Source organism: Bordetella petrii, from assembly GCF_000067205.1.
Classification (GTDB): Bacteria; Pseudomonadota; Gammaproteobacteria; order Burkholderiales; family Burkholderiaceae_B; genus Bordetella_A; species Bordetella_A petrii.
Map to the genome: position 1 here is coordinate 2,473,829 of NC_010170.1, position 19,536 is coordinate 2,493,364.

At 67.5% G+C, this 19,536-nt stretch carries 12 protein-coding genes; 5 read left to right on the plus strand and 7 right to left on the minus strand.

Annotated features, from left to right (window positions below; genetic code table 11):
- Positions 1-11: 11 nt before the first annotated feature.
- The 7 genes from glgX to BPET_RS12010 form a co-directional block, all read right to left on the minus strand.
- Positions 12-2,123 (minus strand): glycogen debranching protein GlgX, encoded by a 2,112-nt coding sequence (gene glgX / locus BPET_RS11980; RefSeq protein WP_012249279.1) that lies wholly within the window; start codon positions 2,121-2,123, stop codon positions 12-14.
- Positions 2,123-4,321 carry a 1,4-alpha-glucan branching protein GlgB gene (gene glgB / locus BPET_RS11985; RefSeq protein WP_012249280.1) on the minus strand — a complete coding sequence of 733 codons (2,199 nt, stop codon included), beginning with the start codon at positions 4,319-4,321 and terminating at the stop codon, positions 2,123-2,125. The genes glgX and glgB overlap by 1 nt, the downstream gene beginning before the upstream one ends.
- Positions 4,318-7,662, minus strand: coding sequence for a maltose alpha-D-glucosyltransferase (gene treS, locus BPET_RS11990; RefSeq protein ID WP_012249281.1), 3,345 nt, complete (start codon positions 7,660-7,662; stop codon positions 4,318-4,320). The genes glgB and treS overlap by 4 nt, the downstream gene beginning before the upstream one ends.
- A 13-nt stretch (positions 7,663-7,675) precedes the next feature.
- A complete protein-coding gene (locus tag BPET_RS11995; protein ID WP_012249282.1) occupies positions 7,676-10,912 on the minus strand; it encodes an alpha-1,4-glucan--maltose-1-phosphate maltosyltransferase in 3,237 nt (1,078 codons plus the stop codon).
- Positions 10,913-10,925: 13 nt separating this feature from the next.
- Positions 10,926-12,491, minus strand: a complete 1,566-nt coding sequence (gene glgA / locus BPET_RS12000; protein ID WP_012249283.1) for a glycogen synthase GlgA — start codon at positions 12,489-12,491, stop codon at positions 10,926-10,928.
- Between the two features lie 139 nt (positions 12,492-12,630).
- The gene (locus tag BPET_RS12005) at positions 12,631-13,713 is read right to left on the minus strand and encodes a mechanosensitive ion channel family protein (RefSeq protein ID WP_231852686.1); all 1,083 of its coding nucleotides are present in this window, start codon (positions 13,711-13,713) and stop codon (positions 12,631-12,633) included.
- 69 nt (positions 13,714-13,782) lie between these two features.
- On the minus strand, positions 13,783-14,709 hold the full coding sequence (locus BPET_RS12010; RefSeq protein ID WP_041863875.1) for a sigma-54 interaction domain-containing protein: 927 nt from the start codon (positions 14,707-14,709) through the stop codon (positions 13,783-13,785).
- Positions 14,710-15,029: 320 nt separating this feature from the next.
- Here BPET_RS12010 and BPET_RS12015 point away from each other — a divergent pair, with 320 nt between their 5' ends.
- From BPET_RS12015 to BPET_RS12035, 5 genes are all read left to right on the plus strand, one after another.
- On the plus strand, positions 15,030-16,421 hold the full coding sequence (locus BPET_RS12015; protein WP_012249286.1) for a sigma-54-dependent transcriptional regulator: 1,392 nt from the start codon (positions 15,030-15,032) through the stop codon (positions 16,419-16,421).
- Between the two features lie 142 nt (positions 16,422-16,563).
- A complete protein-coding gene (locus tag BPET_RS12020) occupies positions 16,564-18,333 on the plus strand; it encodes a thiamine pyrophosphate-requiring protein (protein ID WP_012249287.1) in 1,770 nt (589 codons plus the stop codon).
- A 46-nt stretch (positions 18,334-18,379) separates the two neighbouring features.
- Positions 18,380-18,625 carry a hypothetical protein gene (locus BPET_RS12025; protein WP_012249288.1) on the plus strand — a complete coding sequence of 82 codons (246 nt, stop codon included), beginning with the start codon at positions 18,380-18,382 and terminating at the stop codon, positions 18,623-18,625.
- Positions 18,625-19,107, plus strand: coding sequence for a hypothetical protein (locus BPET_RS12030; protein WP_012249289.1), 483 nt, complete (start codon positions 18,625-18,627; stop codon positions 19,105-19,107). The genes BPET_RS12025 and BPET_RS12030 overlap by 1 nt, the downstream gene beginning before the upstream one ends.
- Positions 19,108-19,198: 91 nt before the next feature.
- Positions 19,199-19,531, plus strand: a complete 333-nt coding sequence (locus BPET_RS12035) for a DUF883 family protein (RefSeq protein WP_012249290.1) — start codon at positions 19,199-19,201, stop codon at positions 19,529-19,531.
- Positions 19,532-19,536 lie beyond the last annotated feature (5 nt).

Sequence of the window (19,536 nt, forward strand, 5' to 3'; positions counted from 1 at the left end):
AGGCATGGTGTTCATGTCGAGGCTCCCGCATGCGCCGCCAGGACCACCAGGCTATGGGCCGCCACGTCGACGGTTTCCGCCGCGACCGGTTGCGCGGCGCGCCGGGGCTGGGCGCTGTCGAGTTCCAGGGTCCATTGCAGCGCGGGTGGCGGCAGGTGGAAGCTGGCGGGTTCGTGGCCGGCGTTGAACAACAGCAGCGTCACGTCGGCTTTTCCGCCGCCGACGCGGCAGGCGCGGCGCATCGCCAGCGTGCGGCGGCCGGCGTCTTCCCAGGCGGGCGGGTCCATCGGCTGGCCCGCTTCGGTGAACCATGACAAGGCGCCGATGCCGGGAGTGGCCTCGTGGCCTGCATCGCCGTAGCGGGCCGTGCGCAAGCTGCCGTGGGCACGCCGCAATGCGCTCAGCCGAGCGACGTAGTCGGCCAATTCGGCGCCAGCGGGGCGTTCGAGGTCGGCCCAATCCAGCCAGCTGATCGGGTTGTCCTGGCAATAGGCGTTGTTATTGCCTTGCTGGCTGTTGCCGAACTCGTCGCCCGCCAGCAGCATGGGCGTGCCATCGGCCAGGAATACCGTGGCCAGCACGGCGCGCTGGATCAGCGCCCGCTGCGCCAGCACTTGCGGGTCGCCGGTCGGGCCTTCGTGGCCCCAGTTGGCGCTGAAATTCTCGGCATGCCCGTCATTGCCGCCTTCGCCATTCGCCTCGTTGTGGCTGCCGTCATAACTGACGACATCGCACAACGTAAAGCCGTCATGCGAGGCCGCATAGTTGATGCTTGCCCAGGGCCGCCGATGGCGACGGTCGAACAGGTCGCGCGAGCCGGCAAGCCGCGCGGCGAGTTCGCCGGTCATGCCATCGTCTCCCCGCCAGTAGCGGCGCACGCCGTCGCGGAACCGGTCGTTCCATTCGGCGAAGCCCGGCGGATGCTGGCCCAGTTGATATCCGTCCGGTCCGATGTCCCAAGGCTCGGAAATGAGCTTCAGCCGCGATAATTGCGGGTCTTGCAGAATGGCGTCGAAGAAGCCCGATCCCGGGTCGAACCCGGTGCCTTCTCGTCCCAGCGTCACGCCCAGATCGAAACGGAATCCGTCAACGCGATAGGCCGAGGCCCAGTGCCGCAGCGAGTCCATGACCATCTGCAGCACGCGCGGGTGAGAGATATTGACAGTATTGCCGCAGCCGGTATCGTTGATGTAGTGGCGCTCTTCGCCCGGCACGAGCCGGTAGTAGCTCGCATTGTCGAGCCCGCGCCACGACAGGGTCGGCCCCAGTTCGTTGCCTTCGCACGTGTGGTTGTAAACCACATCCAGAATGACCTCGATGCCCGCGGCGTGCAGGCGACGTATGGCCTGCTTGAGTTCGTTCGGCCCGGCCTGGGGCACATAGGCCGGTTCGGGGGCAAAGAAAGACAGCGTGCTGTAGCCCCAGTAGTTGTGCAGTCCCCGTTCGACCAGAAAGCGGTCCTGCAGGAACGCATGCACGGGCATCAGCTCGACCGCGGTGACGCCGAGCCGGTGCAGGTGATCAATGAAGCGCGGGTCGGCCAGGGCGCTGGCAGTGCCGCGCAAGGGCGGGCGCAGGTCTTCGCGCTGCATCGTGGCGCCGCGCAAATGCAGCTCGTACAGTACTGTGTCGTTCCAGCCGGTCGCCGGCGCGACGCTGCGGCCCCAGTCGAAGTGATCGTCGACCACCACGGCTTTCGGCATCGGCAGGGCGCTGTCGCGCCGGTCCATGCTCAGGTCGGCCTTGGCGTGCTGCATGCGGTAGCCGAAAAGCACATCCGACCAGCGCACGCCGCCGGTCAGGCGCCGCGCATAAGGGTCCAGCAAGAGTTTGTGCGGATTGAAACGGTGCCCGTTGCGCGGGTCGTACGGCCCGTGCGCGCGAAAGCCATACACCAGTCCGGGCTGCGCGTCGGGCAGGTAGCCGTGCCACACTTCATCGGTGCACTCCGGCAACGCCAGGCGGCTCAGCTCCTTGCGGCCGCGCGCGTCGAACAGGCACAACTCGAGGCGTGTCGCGTTTGCCGAAAAGACGGCAAAGTTGACCCCCAGGCCGTCGCTTGTTGCTCCCAGCGGGTATGGGGAACCGGGAGCCAGGCTGGATTGTGCGGAAATGGCCATCATCAGTCCTCGTGCCGCAGCAATAGTGTCGACAGCGGCGGCAGCGTCAGCGACACCGATTGCGCCTGGCCATGGGCCGGCGTGTCGTGGGTATCGGCCAGGATCGGACCGGTCAGGCCGGTGCCGCCGTAGGCCGCGTCGTCGGTATTGATGCGCGCGCGCCAGCGGCCCGGCAGCGGCACGCCGATGCGGTAATCATGGCGAGCCACCGGCGTGAAATTGCAGACCGCCAGCAGGTGGCGCTGGCCATCGGTGCGAACGAAGGCCAGCACGCTGTTGGTTTCGTCGTCGCCGACCATCCAGGCGAACCCCGACGGATCGGAATCGCGCCGATGCAGTTCGGGCAATTCGCCATACAAGTGGTTCAGGTCGCCCACCAGCCGCTGTACGCCGCGCCGGCCCGGGTCGTCCAACAGGTTCCAGTCGATGGCGGCATCATGGTTCCACTCGCTTTCCTGGGCGATTTCGCCGCCCATGAACAGCAGCTTCTTGCCGGGATGCGCCCACATATAGCCGTAATACAGGCGCAATTGCGCCAGCCGGTCCGCGTGGCTGCCGGGCATCTTGCCCAGCAGCGAGCCCTTGCCGTGCACCACTTCGTCGTGCGACAGCGGCAGAATGTAGCGCTCGGAGTACGCATACATCATTCCGAAGGTAACGTCGTGGTGGTGGTGCCGGCGGTGCACGGGATCATGGCGCATGTAGCGCAGGGTGTCGTGCATCCAGCCCATGTTCCACTTGTAGTCGAAGCCCAGCCCGCCGTCGCCGGTGGGCGCGGTCACTCCGGGCCATGCTGTCGATTCCTCGGCCACCATGATGGCGCTCGGGCATTCGCATCCCACGACGGTATTCAGTTCGCGCAGGAAGTCGACCGACTCCAGGTTTTCCCGGCCGCCGTAGCGGTTCGGAATCCATTCGCCCGGGGCGCGGCTGTAGTCGCGGTACAGCATCGACGCCACTGCGTCCACGCGCAGTCCGTCGATATGAAACTCGCGCAGCCAGTGCAGCGCGCTGGCAATCATGTAGGCTTTTACTTCGTTGCGCCCCAGGTTGTAGACCAGCGTGTTCCAGTCGGGGTGGAAGCCTTCGCGCGGGTCGGCGTACTCGTATAGCGCGGTGCCGTCGAAGCGCGCCAGGCCGTGGGCGTCATTGGGAAAGTGCGCCGGCACCCAGTCCAGTATCACGCCCACCCCGGCCGCATGGCAGCGGTCGACGAAGCGCGCGAAATCCGCTGGCGCTCCATAGCGGGCGCTGGGCGCAAACATGCCCAGGGGCTGGTAGCCCCACGAGCCGCCAAACGGGTGCTCCATGATGGGCATGAGCTCGATATGGGTGAAGCCCAGTGCGCGCGCATAGGCCGGCAGGCGTTCAGCCAGCCGGTCCCAGAGGGGACCCGGCCCGCAGTCGCCCAGCCACGAGCCCACGTGGACTTCATAAATGGCCACCGGCGCGTCGGGCCGTTGGCGCGCCGCGCGGCTTTCCATCCAGGCGGCGTCGTTCCAGGCATAGGGCGCGCAGGCCGGCACGACAGAAGCCGTGGCGGGCGGCGCTTCGGTCTGGCGCGCCATCGGATCGGCGCGCAGCGTGGTCGCGCCGTCCGCCCCCAGGATCTGGTACTTGTAGCGGCTGAGCGGCGCGACTTCCGGCACAAAGATCTCCCATACTCCGGCGGCATGGCGCAGCCGCATGCCATGGCGCAGGCCGTTCCAGCCATTGAAGTCGCCTACCAGCGCCACGCGGCGCGCATTGGGCGCCCATACGGCAAAGCGCACCCCGGCCACGCCATCGATCTCGCATGCGTGCGGGCCCAGGCACTGGCCGGCATACAGCCAGGATCCCTGGGCCAGCATGGTCAGGTGGGCGTCGTCCAGCAGCGGGCCATAGGCGTAGGGGTCGCCGATCTCTTCGACGCTGTCGGGCCAGCGTACCCGCAGCCGGTAGCAAGGTTGCCCGTCATTGCAGTGGCGCGTGATGTCGGCGGCGTACAGGCCGTCGCCTATCGGCGACAGCGGCAGCACGGCCCCTCCGGAAAACACCGCCTCGGCCCCGAGCGAGCAGGGCAGCAGGGCGCGCAGCAGCGTGCGTCCGTCTTCGGCATGCGGGCCCAGCACACTGAAAGGGTCGGGGTGCCGCCCCTCCAGCAGTGCCGCGCGCGTTTCGGGGGCCAGGTCCGTGCCGGCGGTTTTTTCTGTTTCGCTCATGGGCGTTGTTCCTCCTGGCCGATGGCCGTTGCCATCAACTGGGTGCGCGCCAGCTCGGCCAGCCCGCACAGTGGAATGGATACCCAATCGGGCCGGTGACGCGCCTCGTAGCAAATTTCATAGGCGGCTTTCTCGATCAGCGCGGCCTGCACCAGGGCCTGCTCGCGCTCGGGCGGCAGGCGCAAGGCCTGCCCGGCGGTCTCGCGATAGCCTTGCATGAAGGCTTGAGCGGCGCGCGCGCTGAACCGCTCCAGCAAAGAACGGCGCCGGTCTTGCGGACTTTGGGGCGGCTGTCCCTCTGCTGTGTCGCTGGGCGGCGCCGGGGCGTCCGGCGGCTCGCCGCGCGCGATGGTGGCAGCCGCATAGTCGAGCGAACGCAGCATTCCGGCCACGTCTTTCAATGGGCAGGTCTTGGCGCGGCGCTCGGCCAGCGTCCGGGCCGGTTCGCCCTCGAAATCGATCAGGTAGGCGTCGGTGTGCGCCAGCAGCACCTGGCCCAGATGGAAGTCGCCATGGATACGCACCTGCAGGGCGCCCGTGGCGGCCTGGGTCAACCTGCCTATTTGCTCGGCCAGGCGATCGCGGTGCTCGCACAGCCAGAGTCCGCATGCGCGCGTGGTGGCATCCAGCGCGTCGTCCAGTCCCGGCAGCATGGCCAGCGCCCGGTCCAGCATCGCGACGATGGCATCGGCACGCGCCTGCGCATCTTCCGGACGGGCGGCCTGCGGGGCGAAGGCCGGGTCGTCGCAGGGTTGCGCCAGCACGTTGTGCAGCTCCGCAAGCCGCCGGCCGATGGTGGCGGCAACGGTGGCGTATCCGGCCAGGGTTTCGTCGAATTCTTCCAGGCCGGCATTGCGCGGCAGCGCATCGTCCAGGGCCCGCTTCAGGTAGTCGATGGTCCACGACCAGGCGTCGCCCTCATGGATCAGGTAGGCGTGCAGCACCGCGAGCGTGCGCATCGAGCCGTCGGCGTCGCGGCGGGCCACTTCACCGAGCAAGGCGGGGGTGTTGGCGTAACCCGCCTGGGTCAGGCGCCGCGACATTTCTACCTCGGGCGACAAGCCGGATTCCAGGCGGCGCACGATTTTCAGCACGGCTTTGTTGCCCAGCGCGATCGAAGTATTGCTCTGTTCGCCGGCGTGCCAGTGCAACGGGATGTCGGGCGGAAGTTCCAGGCTGCGCAGCCCGGCTTCGGGCAAGAAGCACAAAGCCGACGTCGATTCGCCGCCCGCGGGCTGCTCGCGCCCGGATTGCAGGGCGGCTACCAGCGTGCGCACGTATGACTCCTGGCGGGATGCGTCGACCAGTATGCCTACGTCCGAGCCGCGCCGGACGCGCGCCAGAATGTAGTCTTGCGGCGCCGCGGCTTTCCAGGCAACCGACAGCGGCACGTGCAGGCGCGTACGGGCCGCGCCCGTTCCACTTTCGAGCTCGGTGACCAGGTATTCCTCGGCGCCGCCGCCAGCCAACGGCGTGCTGTCTACCAGCCGCGCCGCGCCAATGCGATGCTCGGAAGGGAACCACCGCTGGCGTTGCAGGAAGGCGGGCAGCACATCTTGCTCGAATGCCCGCCGCGAAGACTCCGTCAGCGCAAGCCCGCCGCGTCCCCGCAGCACGAGGGTGGCCTGGTCGGACATCTGTTCCGGTTGCTGGGCATGCCAGGCGGGCGATGCATGCTCCGTGCTCAGCTCGAACCAGTAGAACCCATATGGCGGCAGCGTCAGCAGATAGGGCAGCTTGCCAATATCGGGAAAAGGATTGCCGCCCAGCATTTCCACCGGAACGCGCCCGTCGAACTCGGCAAGATTCAACTCGACCGGCTGCGCGGTGCTGGAGAGGTTGGCCACGCACAGGATGGTGCTGTCGTTTGCCTGCCTCAGGTAGGCCAGGATCTTGCGGTTGCCCGGGTACAGGAAGCGCAGCGAACCGCGCCCGAAAATCTGCGACTGCCGGCGCTTCGCCACCATGCGGCGGGTCCAGTTCAACAGCGAGTGCGGGTCGCGCTGCTGCGCTTCGACATTGATCGCCTCGTATCCATACAGCGGGCTCATCAGCACCGGCAGGGGCAGGCGCTCCGGATCGCTGCGCGAAAATCCGCCATTGCGGTCGGGCGACCATTGCATCGGCGTGCGCACGCCATCGCGGTCTCCCAGGTGGATGTTGTCGCCCATGCCCAGTTCGTCGCCGTAGTACAGCACCGGCGTGCCCGGCATGGATAGCAACAGGCTGTTCATCAGTTCGATGCGGCGGCGGTCGCGCTCGAGCAGGGGCGCCAGGCGGCGCCGGATGCCCAGATTGATGCGCGCCCGCGGGTCGGCCGCATAGACGTTCCACAGATAGTCGCGCTCTTCGCTGGTGACCATCTCCAGCGTCAGTTCGTCGTGGTTGCGCAGGAAAATGGCCCACTGGCAGGTGGCCGGAATTTCCGGCGTCTGCGCGATGATGTCGGTGATCGGAAAGCGGTCTTCCTGCGCGATGGCCATGTACATGCGCGGCATCAGCGGAAAGTGGAACGACATATGGCATTCGTCGCCGTTGCCGAAATATTCCTGGGCGTCTTCCGGCCACTGATTGGCCTCGGCAAGCAGCATGCGGCCGGGGTACTCCGCGTCGATGACGGCGCGGATGCGGCGCAGCACCTGGTGCGTCTCGGGCAGGTTCTCGTTGTTGGTGCCTTCGCGCTCAACCAGATACGGCACGGCGTCCAGCCGCAGTCCGTCTACGCCCATGTCCAGCCAATAACGCATGACCGACAGAATCTCTTTCAGCACCTGCGGATTGTCGTAGTTCAGGTCGGGCTGGTGCGAGTAGAAGCGGTGCCAGAAATAGGCGCCCGCCTCGGGGTCCCGGGTCCAGTTCGATTTCTCGGTGTCGCAGAAGATGATCCGGGTGCCCGAGTAGGCCTGGTCGTTGTCCGACCATACGTAGTAGTTGCGGGCTGCGCTGCCGGGCCGGGCACGGCGCGCGCGCTGGAACCACGGATGCTGGTCGGAAGTATGGTTGACCACCAGTTCGGTGATGACCCGCAGGCCGCGCGCATGGGCGGCGCGGATGAAGCGCCGCGCATCGGCAATGGTGCCGTAGTCGGGATGAACGCCCCGATAGTCGGCGATGTCGTAGCCATCGTCGCGCCGCGGCGACGGATAGAAGGGCAGCAGCCAGACGGTGTCCACGCCCAGGCTGGCAATGTAGTCCAGCTTGGCGGTCAGTCCTTCGAAGTCGCCGATGCCGTCGTTGTTCGAGTCGTAGAACGAGCGGACATGCAGCTGATAGATGACCGCGTCCTTGTACCAGAGCGGGGTGTCTTGAACAGGCGGCAGGGCGGATGGTGCTGGCGACATGAGTACTCCGCGTCTAGTCGTGGGCCGACAGGCGCCACAGGCGATAGGGCCGGTCCGGGTGCAGCGCGACGTCGCGCCATTTGCCGTGCCAGTACTCGCGGCCGCCGTCGAGCAGGTCGTCGGCGCACAGCCGGCCGTCGTCGGGCAGGTCGAACAGCCGGAACGGCGCTTCCATTCGAGCTTGCTGCGGCCGGTGCGGATCGAGGCTGATGGCGGCGAGCACGACGTTGCCGCGGCACGGCGTGGCTTTGCAGAAACACAGCACCTGGTCGTTGCCGGCGTCGATAGCCGTGAAGCCGCGATGGGTCTGCAGGGCGGGGTTGGCGCGGCGTATGGCGTTGAGCCGGGATATTTGCGCAATGATGTTGCCTGGCGCGTTCCAATCGCGTTGCCGCAACTGGTACTTCTCGGAATCCAGGTATTCCTCTTTGCCTGGCAGCGGCTGGAATTCGCACAGCTCGAAGCCGCTGTACATACCCCACAGGCCCGAAGTCGTGGCCGCCAGCGCGGCGCGGATCAGGAAGCCGGCGCGCCCCGAGGTCTGCAGGAAATAAGGATTGATGTCCGGCGTATTGACGAAGAAATTCGGCCGGAAAAAATCGGCCACCGGCGGCGCCGACAGTTCCTGCAGGTACTCTGTCAGCTCGCGCCGGGTGTTGCGCCAGGTGAAGTAGGTGTACGACTGCGTGAAGCCCGCTTTCGCCAGGCGGTACATCATCTTGGGCCGGGTGAAGGCTTCCGACAGGAAGACGACGTCCGGGTGCCGGTTCTGCACTTCGCCGATGAGCCATTCCCAGAACGGCAGCGGCTTGGTATGCGGGTTATCTACCCTGAAAATGCGTACGCCGTGGCCTATCCAGAACAGCACAATGTCCCGCAAGGCCAGCCACAGTGGCGATTTGCGGGCGCGCCGGCCGCCCGCAGCGTAGAACGATACGTTGACGATGTCTTCGTACTTTTTCGGCGGATTCTCGGCATGCCGGATGGTGCCATCGGCGCGCCGCTCGAACCAGTCGGGATGTCGCGCCAACCAGGGGTGATCGGGCGAGCACTGAATGGCGAAATCCAGCGCGATTTCCAGGCCGTGTTCGCGCGCGCGCTCCACCAGCCGCAGAAAGTCGGACAGGGTGCCCAGCTCGGGATGGATGGCGTCGTGCCCGCCCTCGGGCGAGCCAATGGCGTAGGGGCTGCCTACGTCCCCTTCCTCGCTGTGCAGGCTGTTGTTGGGCCCTTTGCGGTGCGTGCGGCCGATGGGGTGGATGGGCGGGAGATACAGTACGTCGAAACCCATGTCCCGCACCCGGGGCAGTTGGGCGATAACGTCGTCGAAGGTGCCGTGCCTGCCGGGTTCGGCCGCCGCCGAGCGGGGAAAGAGCTCATACCAACTCGCATAGCAGGCCGCGCGCCGGTCGACCCACAAGGGATAGGGCGCAGGGCTCAGGTAGTGAAAGGGCTTGTCGGCCAGTGTGCGCATGGCCTGCGCCAGCTTGTCGTCCAGCAGCGCCTCGGCCGCCTGGGTTCCGGACGCCGCACCGGCCTGCTGCAAGGCCGTGGCGACGCAGGCTGCCGCGGCTTTGCCACCGGGCAATGCGCCGCCGCGCTCCAGCGCGGCGCGCAGCAACGCGGCGCCGTCGGCCAGGTCCGCCATCAGGTCTTGCCCGGCATCGCGCTTTTTTATGAGGTCGCCGCGAAATGTTGCCCAGGTGTCGCGCCAGGCGCTGACCATGAATTCATGCCGCCCGATGCGAAACGGGCGGATGACGGCTTCCCATCGATCGTTGGGAAGCGCCCGCATGGGCGCGGCGCGCCATTCGGCTTCGTCGGCCGCGCGCCACAGCACTTCGGCCGCCAGCGCCTCATGGCCGTCGGTGTAGATGTCGGCCTGCACGCATAGCGGATCCTGCGCCACGCATTTTGCCGCATAAGCGCCGCCATCGACCGTCGGGGCCACGTTCTCGACCGCGATGCGCCCGCTGCGTCCGGCCCGCGGGCCGGCGCGGCGCCCGACTGGCGGCATTTGCACGGGCGGGGCCGGCTCGATGGAGAAGGCTGCCGCGCCGCCGGGCTCGAGCGTGTCGCCACGCAGGCGCACGGCGGGCGGCACATGTTCGTGGCACGGCGTGCCGGCGGGCAGCAGGCGGCCGATATGGTCCCAGTCGACGCGGGCCGGAGCGTCGGTGCGAGGGTTGGCCAGCAGCACCCGTGCGCCGGCGGCGGGTTCGCCTGCCCAAGCGTCGTGGCGCACCAGCACGGTGCACAGGCCGTCTCGCCCGCCGACGGCGCTCAAGGCGCCCGCGGGCCGCTGGCGGCCCAGCCAGGCGTTGGCTTGCGCGTACATGCGTTGCCGCGCGTCCAGTCCGCCCGCCGCCATGATGCCGTCGCCACTGACGACGGCCGCCCAGAGCCCGCGCAAGGCTTGCGCGCCGGAATTCATTTCCACCGTCTCGGCGGGCATGGCGATGACCGGCGCGACGGCGCCCAGGCGGGCATGTTCTTCGGTCAGCCAGGCCGACTTGAAATCCCACCAGGGCAGCGACGAGAAGACGCCGTCGAATCCCGCCCCGCGCAAGGCCATGACCTGGTCTGGGGTCAACCCCGGTGTCCAGGCCAGGAAACGGCGATCGGGAAAGGCTGCACGCAATGGGGCCAGCAAGGCGTGCCAGTCGGACGCTTCGATCCGCTGGGGGGCATCGAAGCGCAAGCCGGACAACCCGGCATCCAGCCAGCGCGCCAGGCGTTCGCTCCAGGCATGGATGAACTCCCGCGGCAGCGGGCCTTCGCGCAGATAGCGCACGCCGCGCGCGCTGAGCGCCATGCGGGGATCGCGGGCCGGGTCGTCCGCGGGCGCGCGATACCAGTCCGGATACCGCGCGTTCCGGGCAGGGTCGGTCGCGATGCGGTCCAGCACCAGGTCCATGTAGACCGGCAGGCCGTGGCGCGCGCCGCTGTCCGCCACGCGTCGCAACAGCGCTGACATGCAATGGCCCGGGTCCAGGGCGGGGTCGGGGTGATCGGGATCCAGCGGCACGCCTGTCTCGGCGCCGCGGGCAGGACGCAGCCACAGCGGCTCGATCAACAGGACATTGAAGCCGGACTCGCGCACCCGCCGGCACAGTGCGTCCCACGGATCGGCGGACTCGGCGTGCAGGCTGTCGATCTCCGCCTTACGCGCCCAATAGATGCGCAACGGCTCCGGCGGCGATGCCGGCGGCTGAGGCGGTGGGCCGAGGCGGTAGTGGCTGCTCTCCATGTAGGCCCGCGCCTCAGTAGGCCGCCGGGGCGGGCATGCCGTCCAGCGAGGAGCGTGCATAGGCAGGCAGCGGCGCGGGCCGGATCGTCGGCGCCGGGACCCGGCCGCGGCGCGGCGCGTCGACCATGTTCTCGAACAGGTCCAGGTAGGGCTGTGCGGCGGTGTTCCAGCCGAACTCGCACGCCATGCCATTGCGCTGCATTGAGCGCCAGATCGCCGGCTGCGCGTACAGCCTCAGGGCGCGATCGATCGCATGGCCCATGTCGGGAGCGCCATCGCCATCGAACAAGATTCCGGTGGCCGCCAGCATGGCCTGGCTGCCCTCGCGTTCGCCCGGATCAACAATGGTGTCCGCCATGCCTCCCACGCGCGAGGCGATGGGCACCGCGCCGTAGCGCATGGCGTAAAGCGGCGTCAGACCGAACGGCTCGAAGCGGCTGCCGTGCAGCAGCATGTCGGCGCCGGCGTGCAGGCGATGGGCGGTGGTTTCGTCATAGCCGATGCGCACGGCGCAACGCCCCGGATAACGCGCGGCCAACGCCTCCAGCTCGATCTCGTACTGGCGTTCGCCGCGCCCGATGATCGCGACTTGCAGGCTGGGGTGGCGATGCAGCGCGTCGGGCAGGGCTTCGACGGCCACGTCGGCCATTTTCTGGCTGGTCAGGCGACTGCCCATCGCCAGCAGCGCGGCGCCCTGGTCGGGATGCAGACCGAAGGCCTTCTGCAGGGCGGCCTTCGCGCGGCTCTTGCGGGCCGGGTTGCGCGCGCTGTAGCAGAGATGGCCCAGGTGAGGGTCGCTGGCCGGATTCCACAATGCGTCGTCGATGCCGTTCGGAATGGGCGCCAGGTCGGCAGCGCGCGCCCGCAGCAGCGGATCGAGGCCGCAGCCGAATTCGGGGGTCATGATTTCGCGCGCATAGTTGCGGCTGACCGTGGTGATGCGGTCGGCGTAGCGCAGGCCTGCCTTCATGAAGTTGATCCTGCCGTGCAGGCGGGCGCCGTCATCGGTGCAATAAGCGCCCGGCACGCCGATCTGGCCGGCGCACTCCAGCTCAAAGCTGCCCTGGAAAGCCAGGTTGTGCACGGTGAGCACGGTTTTTACGTAACGCAGGCCCGCCGCGCGCACCAGCAAGGGGACCAGGCCGGCGTGCCAGTCCTGGGCGTGCAGAATATCCGGCCGGCGCATGCCGGGCAGACCGGCCGCCACGCGCATGGCCGCGTGGGCCAGGGCCGCGAAGCGCACGGCGTTGTCGGCGTAGGGCTGGCCCTGTTCATCCAGGTACAGGCCGTCGCGGTCATACAGGCCGGGATTGCACAGCAGGTAGAAAGGCAACCCGGACTCGGGGCACAAGGCGCCCACCAGCGTCGCTTCTCCGCCCGGCATGCCAGCCAGGTGAGCGATGTGGCGTATGCCGACCACCCGGTCCAGAACGCCGCGGTAAGCCGGCATGAGAATGCCGGTATCCACCCCCGCGCGGCTGAGGGCCCGCGCCAGGCCTGTTACTGCATCGCCCAGGCCGCCGCTCTTGGCAAGAGGAAAGGCCTCGGAAGTCACCATCAAGCTGCTTGTTCTCGCCATGATTGCTCCAGTACGTGCGTGCTGTCCACCCGCACAGGGGACGGGTGCCGGGCGGCCTTACGCAAGCGGCGTACCTGGGGTGGCCGGCGTGCAACCGGCATGCCTGGGCATGGAGCAAAGGCCGGGCCGCGCGGGCCCTTCAAGGCTGGCGGGAAGCTTCCGTGGTTGCGCCATGCGGCCGCTCGCGCGACACGCGCACGTGCTGCTCCGCGACGGCAAATGCGATATCCGCCGCGCCCAGTTCGCGCAGCAGGCCCAGGTTGATGCGCTGCTGGATATCCATATAGCGGTTGTAATCCGCGAGCATGACGTAATAGACGGCTTCGAATACCAGGCCGTGCTCGCCGAAGCTGGCAAGATGCGCGCGGTCGAAGCGCGTGTCGTCCTGGGTTTCGATCTGGCGGCGCACGATGCCGGGCACGGCCGCCACGCTATCCGGCGGGGTGCGGTACGCCAGGGTGAAACCGAACACGATGCGTCGTTGCTGCATGCGCTTGTAATTCTGGATAGTCTGCTTGAGCAGTTCAGTGTTGGAGCAGACGATCTGCTCGCCGCCCAGGCTGCGGATGCGGGTCGTCTTCAGGCCGATATGCTCGATGCTGCCCGCCACCGCCCCGAACACGATGAAGTCCCCCACCTCGAACGGCTTGTCCAGGCCGATGGCGATCGAAGCGAACAGATCGCTGAGTATGGTCTGCACGGCCAGCGCGACGGCCACGCCGCCGATTCCCAGGCTGGCGACCAACGCCGTGACGTTGACCCCCAGGTTGTCCAGCATGGCGAGCACCGTCATGGCCCACAGCACAATGCGTAGCAGCAGAGCCAGCAGCATCGCGGTCACCGCCCGGCCGCCCGCGCGGTTGACCAGCGCGCGCACCAGGCCGACGGCAATGGCGCGGTCGGCCCATAGCGCCACCTGCAGCGCGGCCAGCACGAACCATAGATGAGAGGCCGCCACGGCCCAGGGCGCGATGACCCCGGTGATGCGCGCGGCGAGCAGGACGGCGATCAGGAACAGAACCAGCCAGCTGGTGCGGCCCAGTATTTCCAGGGCGGCTGCCAGGCCGCCCCGGGCAGAGCCCTGCGGGTGTTGCTGCAGACGGGTCCTGGCCAGGCCCAGGAACAGGCGGGCGGCGATCAGCAGCGCCGCCGCGAGCAGCGCGGTAAGCAGCCAGGCCCACAGCGGGCTGCCCGCCAATTCGTGGCTTGTGATCCAGTGCACGCCGCACCTCCGGCCTATGAACGAGGCCGCCATCGCCGCAAGGCGCGTGCCCGCGGCCCGGCTGCCCGGTCAGCCCTGGCGCGTAGAGGTGGGCGTGTCGGCGTTGTAGGCGCCAAGCCGGTTGTACAGGGTTTTCAGGCTGACGCCCAGGGTATCGGCGGTGCGCTGCTTGTCGCCATTGTGGTGCGCCAGCGTGGCCAGGATGACGTCGCGCTGCGCCTGGCTCAGCGGCGTGCCTACGGGAAAGCACAGGGCCCCGTCGGTACTGTCGCGCGCCTCGGCCGCGCGGGGCCGGCGCCGGAATTCTGCTTCCACTACCGTGTCGGCCATGATGAACGCGCGCTGCACGGCATTGCGCAGTTCGCGCACATTGCCGGGCCAGTCGTACGACAGCAGTGCATCCATCATGCGGGCCGAGAAACGCTTGCTGGTCTTGTGGGCGGCGTTCAATTCGTCCAGGAAGCGTTGCGCGAGAATGCGCACGTCGCCTTCCCGCTCCCGCAGGGGCGGCACGCGCAGCGGCACGATCAGCAAGCGGTGCAGGAAATCCTGGCGCAGTTTGCCGCTTTCGACGGCGGCGTAGGGGTCCCGGTTGGTGGCGCAGACGATGCGGGCGCCAGTATGCAGCACTTCGGTGCCGCCCACGCGCTGGTACGTGCCGCTTTCCAGCACCCGCAGAAACTGTACTTGCAGCGCGTCCGACATTTCGGTGACTTCGTCCAGGAACAGCGTGCCGTTGCCGGCCGACTCGAAGTAACCCGCGGTCTGCCCCAGCGCCCCGGTAAAGCTGCCTTTTTCATGGCCGAACAGCTGGGCGTGCGCCAGCGAATGGCTGAAGGCTCCGCAATTAACAGGAATGAATGGGTGCTTGCTGCGCTCGCTGCCCTCATGAATGGCGCGTGCGATCATTTCCTTGCCGGTGCCGCTTTCGCCCGTAATAAATACGGTGGCGTCGCTGCGGGCGGCTCGAGCCACTTGCGAGCCGAACTCTCGCATCAGCGGGCACATCCCGGCAAAGGCTTCTTCAATTTGTATCGGCGTGCGTACTGACTGCCTGGCTGGGCCCGGCGTAGTGCCCTGCATGATTCTCCCCGAAGCAAAGCGGAAGCTGACATGCCCCGCACCGATCGAAATGTCGTGTGCTGGCGATGATACGGCAGCCATTATCCCGATATGCAACCATGTGCAAACATTGGCAAACGTTGGTGGTGGAGGGACGGGAAACCGGCCGCGCGCGCGCCGCTGCGCGGTATGCTCAAGCAAAGAAGAAACCCTTGCGGCGTTCTGCCGTTGTCTGATTTTGTAACGGAGTAGCAATGCCTCACATGCTCGTTCTGGACGATGACGAAGCGGTGCGCGAAGTCCTGGCCGAAATTGCCCGCGAGCACGGTTTTTCGGTGGCCCAGGCCGCCACCATGAAAGACGCGATGATCCAGCTGCAACGCCAGCAACCCGACCTGGTCCTGACCGACGTGCGCCTGCCCGGCGCCAGCGGCATGGAAATTTTCGGCCGCATGCAGAATTCGGACGCCGAAGTGGTGGTGATTACCGGCCATGGCACCATGGACAACGCCGTCGAGGCCCTGCGCCTGGGCGCCACCGACTACCTGGTTAAACCGGTGTGCATGGATCGGCTGGCAGAGATCCTGACCCGCGTGGCGGCCGACCGCGGCGGCGCCGCCAACGACGGGCCGTTCCAGGAGCCCGGGCGGTTTGGCAAGTTGCTGGGCCAGTCCGAGTCGATGGAACAGTTGTACGCGCAGTTGTCGCGCGTGGCCGCCACCGACGCCACGACCTTGCTGATCGGCGAAAGCGGCACCGGCAAGGAATTGGCCGCGCACGCTATCCATGAGCTCAGCAGCCGCGCCAGCAAGCCGTTCATCGCGGTCAACTGCGGCGCGATCTCGCCGCACCTGATCGAAAGCGAGTTGTTCGGCCACGAGCGCGGCAGTTTTACCGGCGCCGACCGGCAGCACAAAGGGTATTTCGAACGCGCCGATTCCGGTACGCTGTTCCTGGACGAAGTCACCGAGATGCCGCTGGACCTGCAAGTGAAGTTGTTGCGGGTGCTGGAAACGGGCCGTTTCATGCGGGTGGGCACGCACCGTGAAGTGGCGTGCGACGTCCGCATCGTGGCGGCCACCAACCGCAGTCCCGAGCAGGCCATACAAGAAGGAAAGCTGCGGGAAGACCTGTATTACCGGCTGAGCGTGTTCCCCATCGAGTTGCCGCCGCTGCGCGAGCGCGGTACCGATATCCTGTTTCTGGCCGACCGCTTCCTGCAGGCGCTTAACGATAAATACGGCGAATCCAGGCGGTTTTCCGAGCAGGCGCGCCAGGCTATTGGCGAGTACGCATGGCCGGGCAATGTCCGTGAACTGAAGAACTATGTGCGCCGCGCCTACATCATGGCTGAGGATGGCATCCTGGGCGCGGATGCCTTGCAGCCGCAGATCGCGCCGGACGGCGGGGGGCAGGCGGCGCGGGTGGTCGTGCCGTTGGGCGTGACACTGGCCGAGGCCGACCGCCGCCTGATCATGGCCACGCTCGAACGCTGCGGCGGGGTCAAGAAGCAGACCGCCGCGGTATTGGGCATCAGCGCCAAGACCTTGTACAACCGGCTCGAAGAATATACGCGGGCCGGCCACCTGGTCATGGATGAAGACGACGCGCCGGGCGGGGAGCCCGGCCGTCAACGCGGCGCCTGACCCGGCGGCCGCGCCGCCGCCCCCCGGGGCGGCTTTCCTGCGCATCCTGGCTAGCACCCTGGCTCGCAACCTGTAGTGAACCGCTGACAGGCACGGTGCTTGCTGCCTTCCGCCCCCATGGAAACCCGCTATGGGAGCAGGCATGCAAACGGTGTCGGATTTTGTCTTGTCGCGCCTGGCGCAATGGGGCATTCAACGCGTCTACGGCTATCCGGGCGACGGTATCAATGGGCTGATCGGCGCCTTCGGGCGCACTCGCGAACCCCTGGAATTCGTGCAGGCGCGCCATGAAGAAATGGCCGCGTTCATGGCGTGCGCGCACGCCAAGTTCACCGGACAGGTAGGCGTATGCATGGCGACTTCAGGCCCGGGCGCCATTCATCTGCTCAACGGCTTGTACGACGCCAAACTCGACCATCAGCCCGTGGTGGCGATCGTGGGCCAGCAGGCGCGCTCGGCGCTGGGCGGCGACTACCAGCAGGAGGTCGACCTGGTCAGCCTGTTCAAGGACGTCGCCCACGATTTCGTGCATTCGGCCGTCAGCCCGGTGCAGGTTCGGCACCTGGTCGACCGTGCCATCCGCATCGCCATGGAGCGGCGCGCCGTTACCTGCCTGATTCTGCCCAACGATGTGCAGGATCTGCCGGCGGTGCCGGCTCCGCCGCGCGAGCACGGCACGGTCCATACAGGCATCGGCGTCACTTCACACGCCGGCGTGCCGGCGCCCACGGCGCTGCAGAACGCCGCCGATATCCTGAACAAGGGCGAGCGCGTGGCGATTCTGGCAGGCGCTGGCGCGCGCGATGCCGGCGAAGAGTTGCTGCAGGTGGCCGAACTGCTGGGGGCGGGCGTGGCCAAGGCGCTGCTGGGTAAATGCGTCGTGCCCGATGACGTGCCATATGTCACGGGCTCGATCGGGCTGCTGGGCACCCAGCCCAGCTGGCGCATGATGAACGACTGCGACACGCTGCTCATGGTGGGTACGGCATTTCCCTACGGAGAATTCCTGCCGCCCGAAGGCCAGGCGCGCGCGGTGCAGATCGACCGCGATGGCCGCATGATCAGCCTGCGCTACCCGGTGGAGCAGGGCCTGGTTGGAGACAGCAAGGCCACGCTGCGGGCGCTGGCTCCCTTGCTGCAGCCCAAGCAGTCGCGCCGCTGGCGCGACAAAATCGAGAAAGATGTGGCGCAGTGGTGGCAGACCGTCGAGGCGCGGGCCATGGTGGCCGCCCGTCCGCTGAATCCGCAGCGCCCGTTCTGGGAGCTGTCGCCGCGGCTGCCGGACCGCAGCATCATTACCTGCGATTCGGGCTCGGCCGCCAGTTGGTATGCGCAGCAGCTGCGCCTGCGCAAAGGCATGACGGCGTCGCTGTCGGGCGGATTGGCCAGCATGGGCAGCGGCGTGCCGTACGCCCTGGCGGCCAAGCTGGCCCATCCCGACCGCCCGGTATTCGCGTTGGTGGGCGACGGCGCGTTGCAGATGAACGGCATGAACGAATTGATCACCGTGGCGCATCGATGGCGCGATTGGGCCGACCCCACGCTGGTGGTAATGGTGCTGAACAATGGCGACCTCAACATGGTGACCTGGGAGCAGCGCGTAATGGGCGGTGATCCGCGCTTCAAGGATTCCCAGCTGCTGCCGCCATTTCCCTATGCCGAATACGCGGAATTGCTGGGCCTGGAGGGAATCCGGGTCGACGACCCCGACCAGGTCGGGCCGGCCTGGGACCGCGCCATCGCGGCGGGCCGGCCGGTCTTGATCGAGATGGTCACCGATCCGGAAGTGCCGCCCATACCGCCCCACGTGCCGCTCAAGCAGGTGCAGAACTATGTGAAGGCGCTGCGCCAGGAAGATGCGTCCGGCGGCGCGGCCCTGCGCGCCACGATCAAGCAGTGGTGGGCCGGCTGACGGGCCCCCCGGCGTCCCTATTGCATTGCCATAAAAGGAGTACAGCATGATGCACACTCGTGAATTCGACGCGGCACCCGGCCGCGCCCAGACGTATCCGCCCAAGGAGCCCGTTCAGGATCCGCCCGTCCGCCCGGACGATACCCCCGAAGACACGCCGCGCAAGCCGTACCCGCCCGACAGCATTCCCAACCCCATGCCCGGCCTGGACCCCCAGCAAACCCCGGGCATCGACCGTTGGCAGGACGACGCGTTCGAGGCGGCCTGGCGCCGCGCGACGCGCGAACTCTGATGCGCGGCGACGCACAGCAAGGCGGGGCTGCCTTTGCCGGGCGGGATGCCGCGGCCCGGGCCGTGGCCATGGTCATGCCGATGATCGCCGCTGCGATGGCCGACCGGCGCGTCGGCGAAAGCGGTTTCCTGCACATCGTGGTCATGGACCCCGCCGCCAGCCCCGCGACGCAAGACTTCGAAGAAGCGATTCTTTACGAAGAAAGCGTGGGAGACCGTTCGGCCTGGGATGCCGACTACGCCGCCTATGCGCGCGGCAAGGCGGCCATATCCTGGCGCACGGGCCTGGATAGCCATGTGGTCTGCGAGACGCGGCCGCATTTGCTGCGCCCGGCCGACGGCACGGTATGGGGCAGCGTGTGCGTCGAGGGCATCGTGGTTGGCGTGAGCGGCGCGAATCCCTGGTACGACGAGGCATTCGCCGGCGCCATCGCGCATGCGTTCAAGGCCATCGCCAAGGCCCGCGGCCGCCAGGCCGATTGATCCTCGCGGGCCGGCCCCCCGGCACGGCATTTGCGTGGAGGCCCGCTCACATGCGCCGGCGCGGGCCGGCAGTTGATACAAGGAGTGATTCATGAACCTGCTTACCCACCGCAACCAGGAATCGGGCGAACGCATGAAGGGCGGCCTGCGTGAACTGGTCGCCGGCGTCGAAGACTTGCTGCGCTCGACGGCCTCGTATAGCGGCGCGGATATCGAGTCGACCCGCGACCGCCTGAAGCGCCAGCTGGACATGGCGCGCGAGCAGGCCCATGAGTGGGAGCGCTCGGCCGTGGGGCGCTACCGGCATGCCTCGGCGGCCACCGACGAGTACGTGCACGACCATGCCTGGAAGACCGCCGGGCTGGCGATCATTCTGGGCGTGGCCATCGGCGCGTGCCTGGGGTCCGGGCACTGGCGCCGCTGATGGCG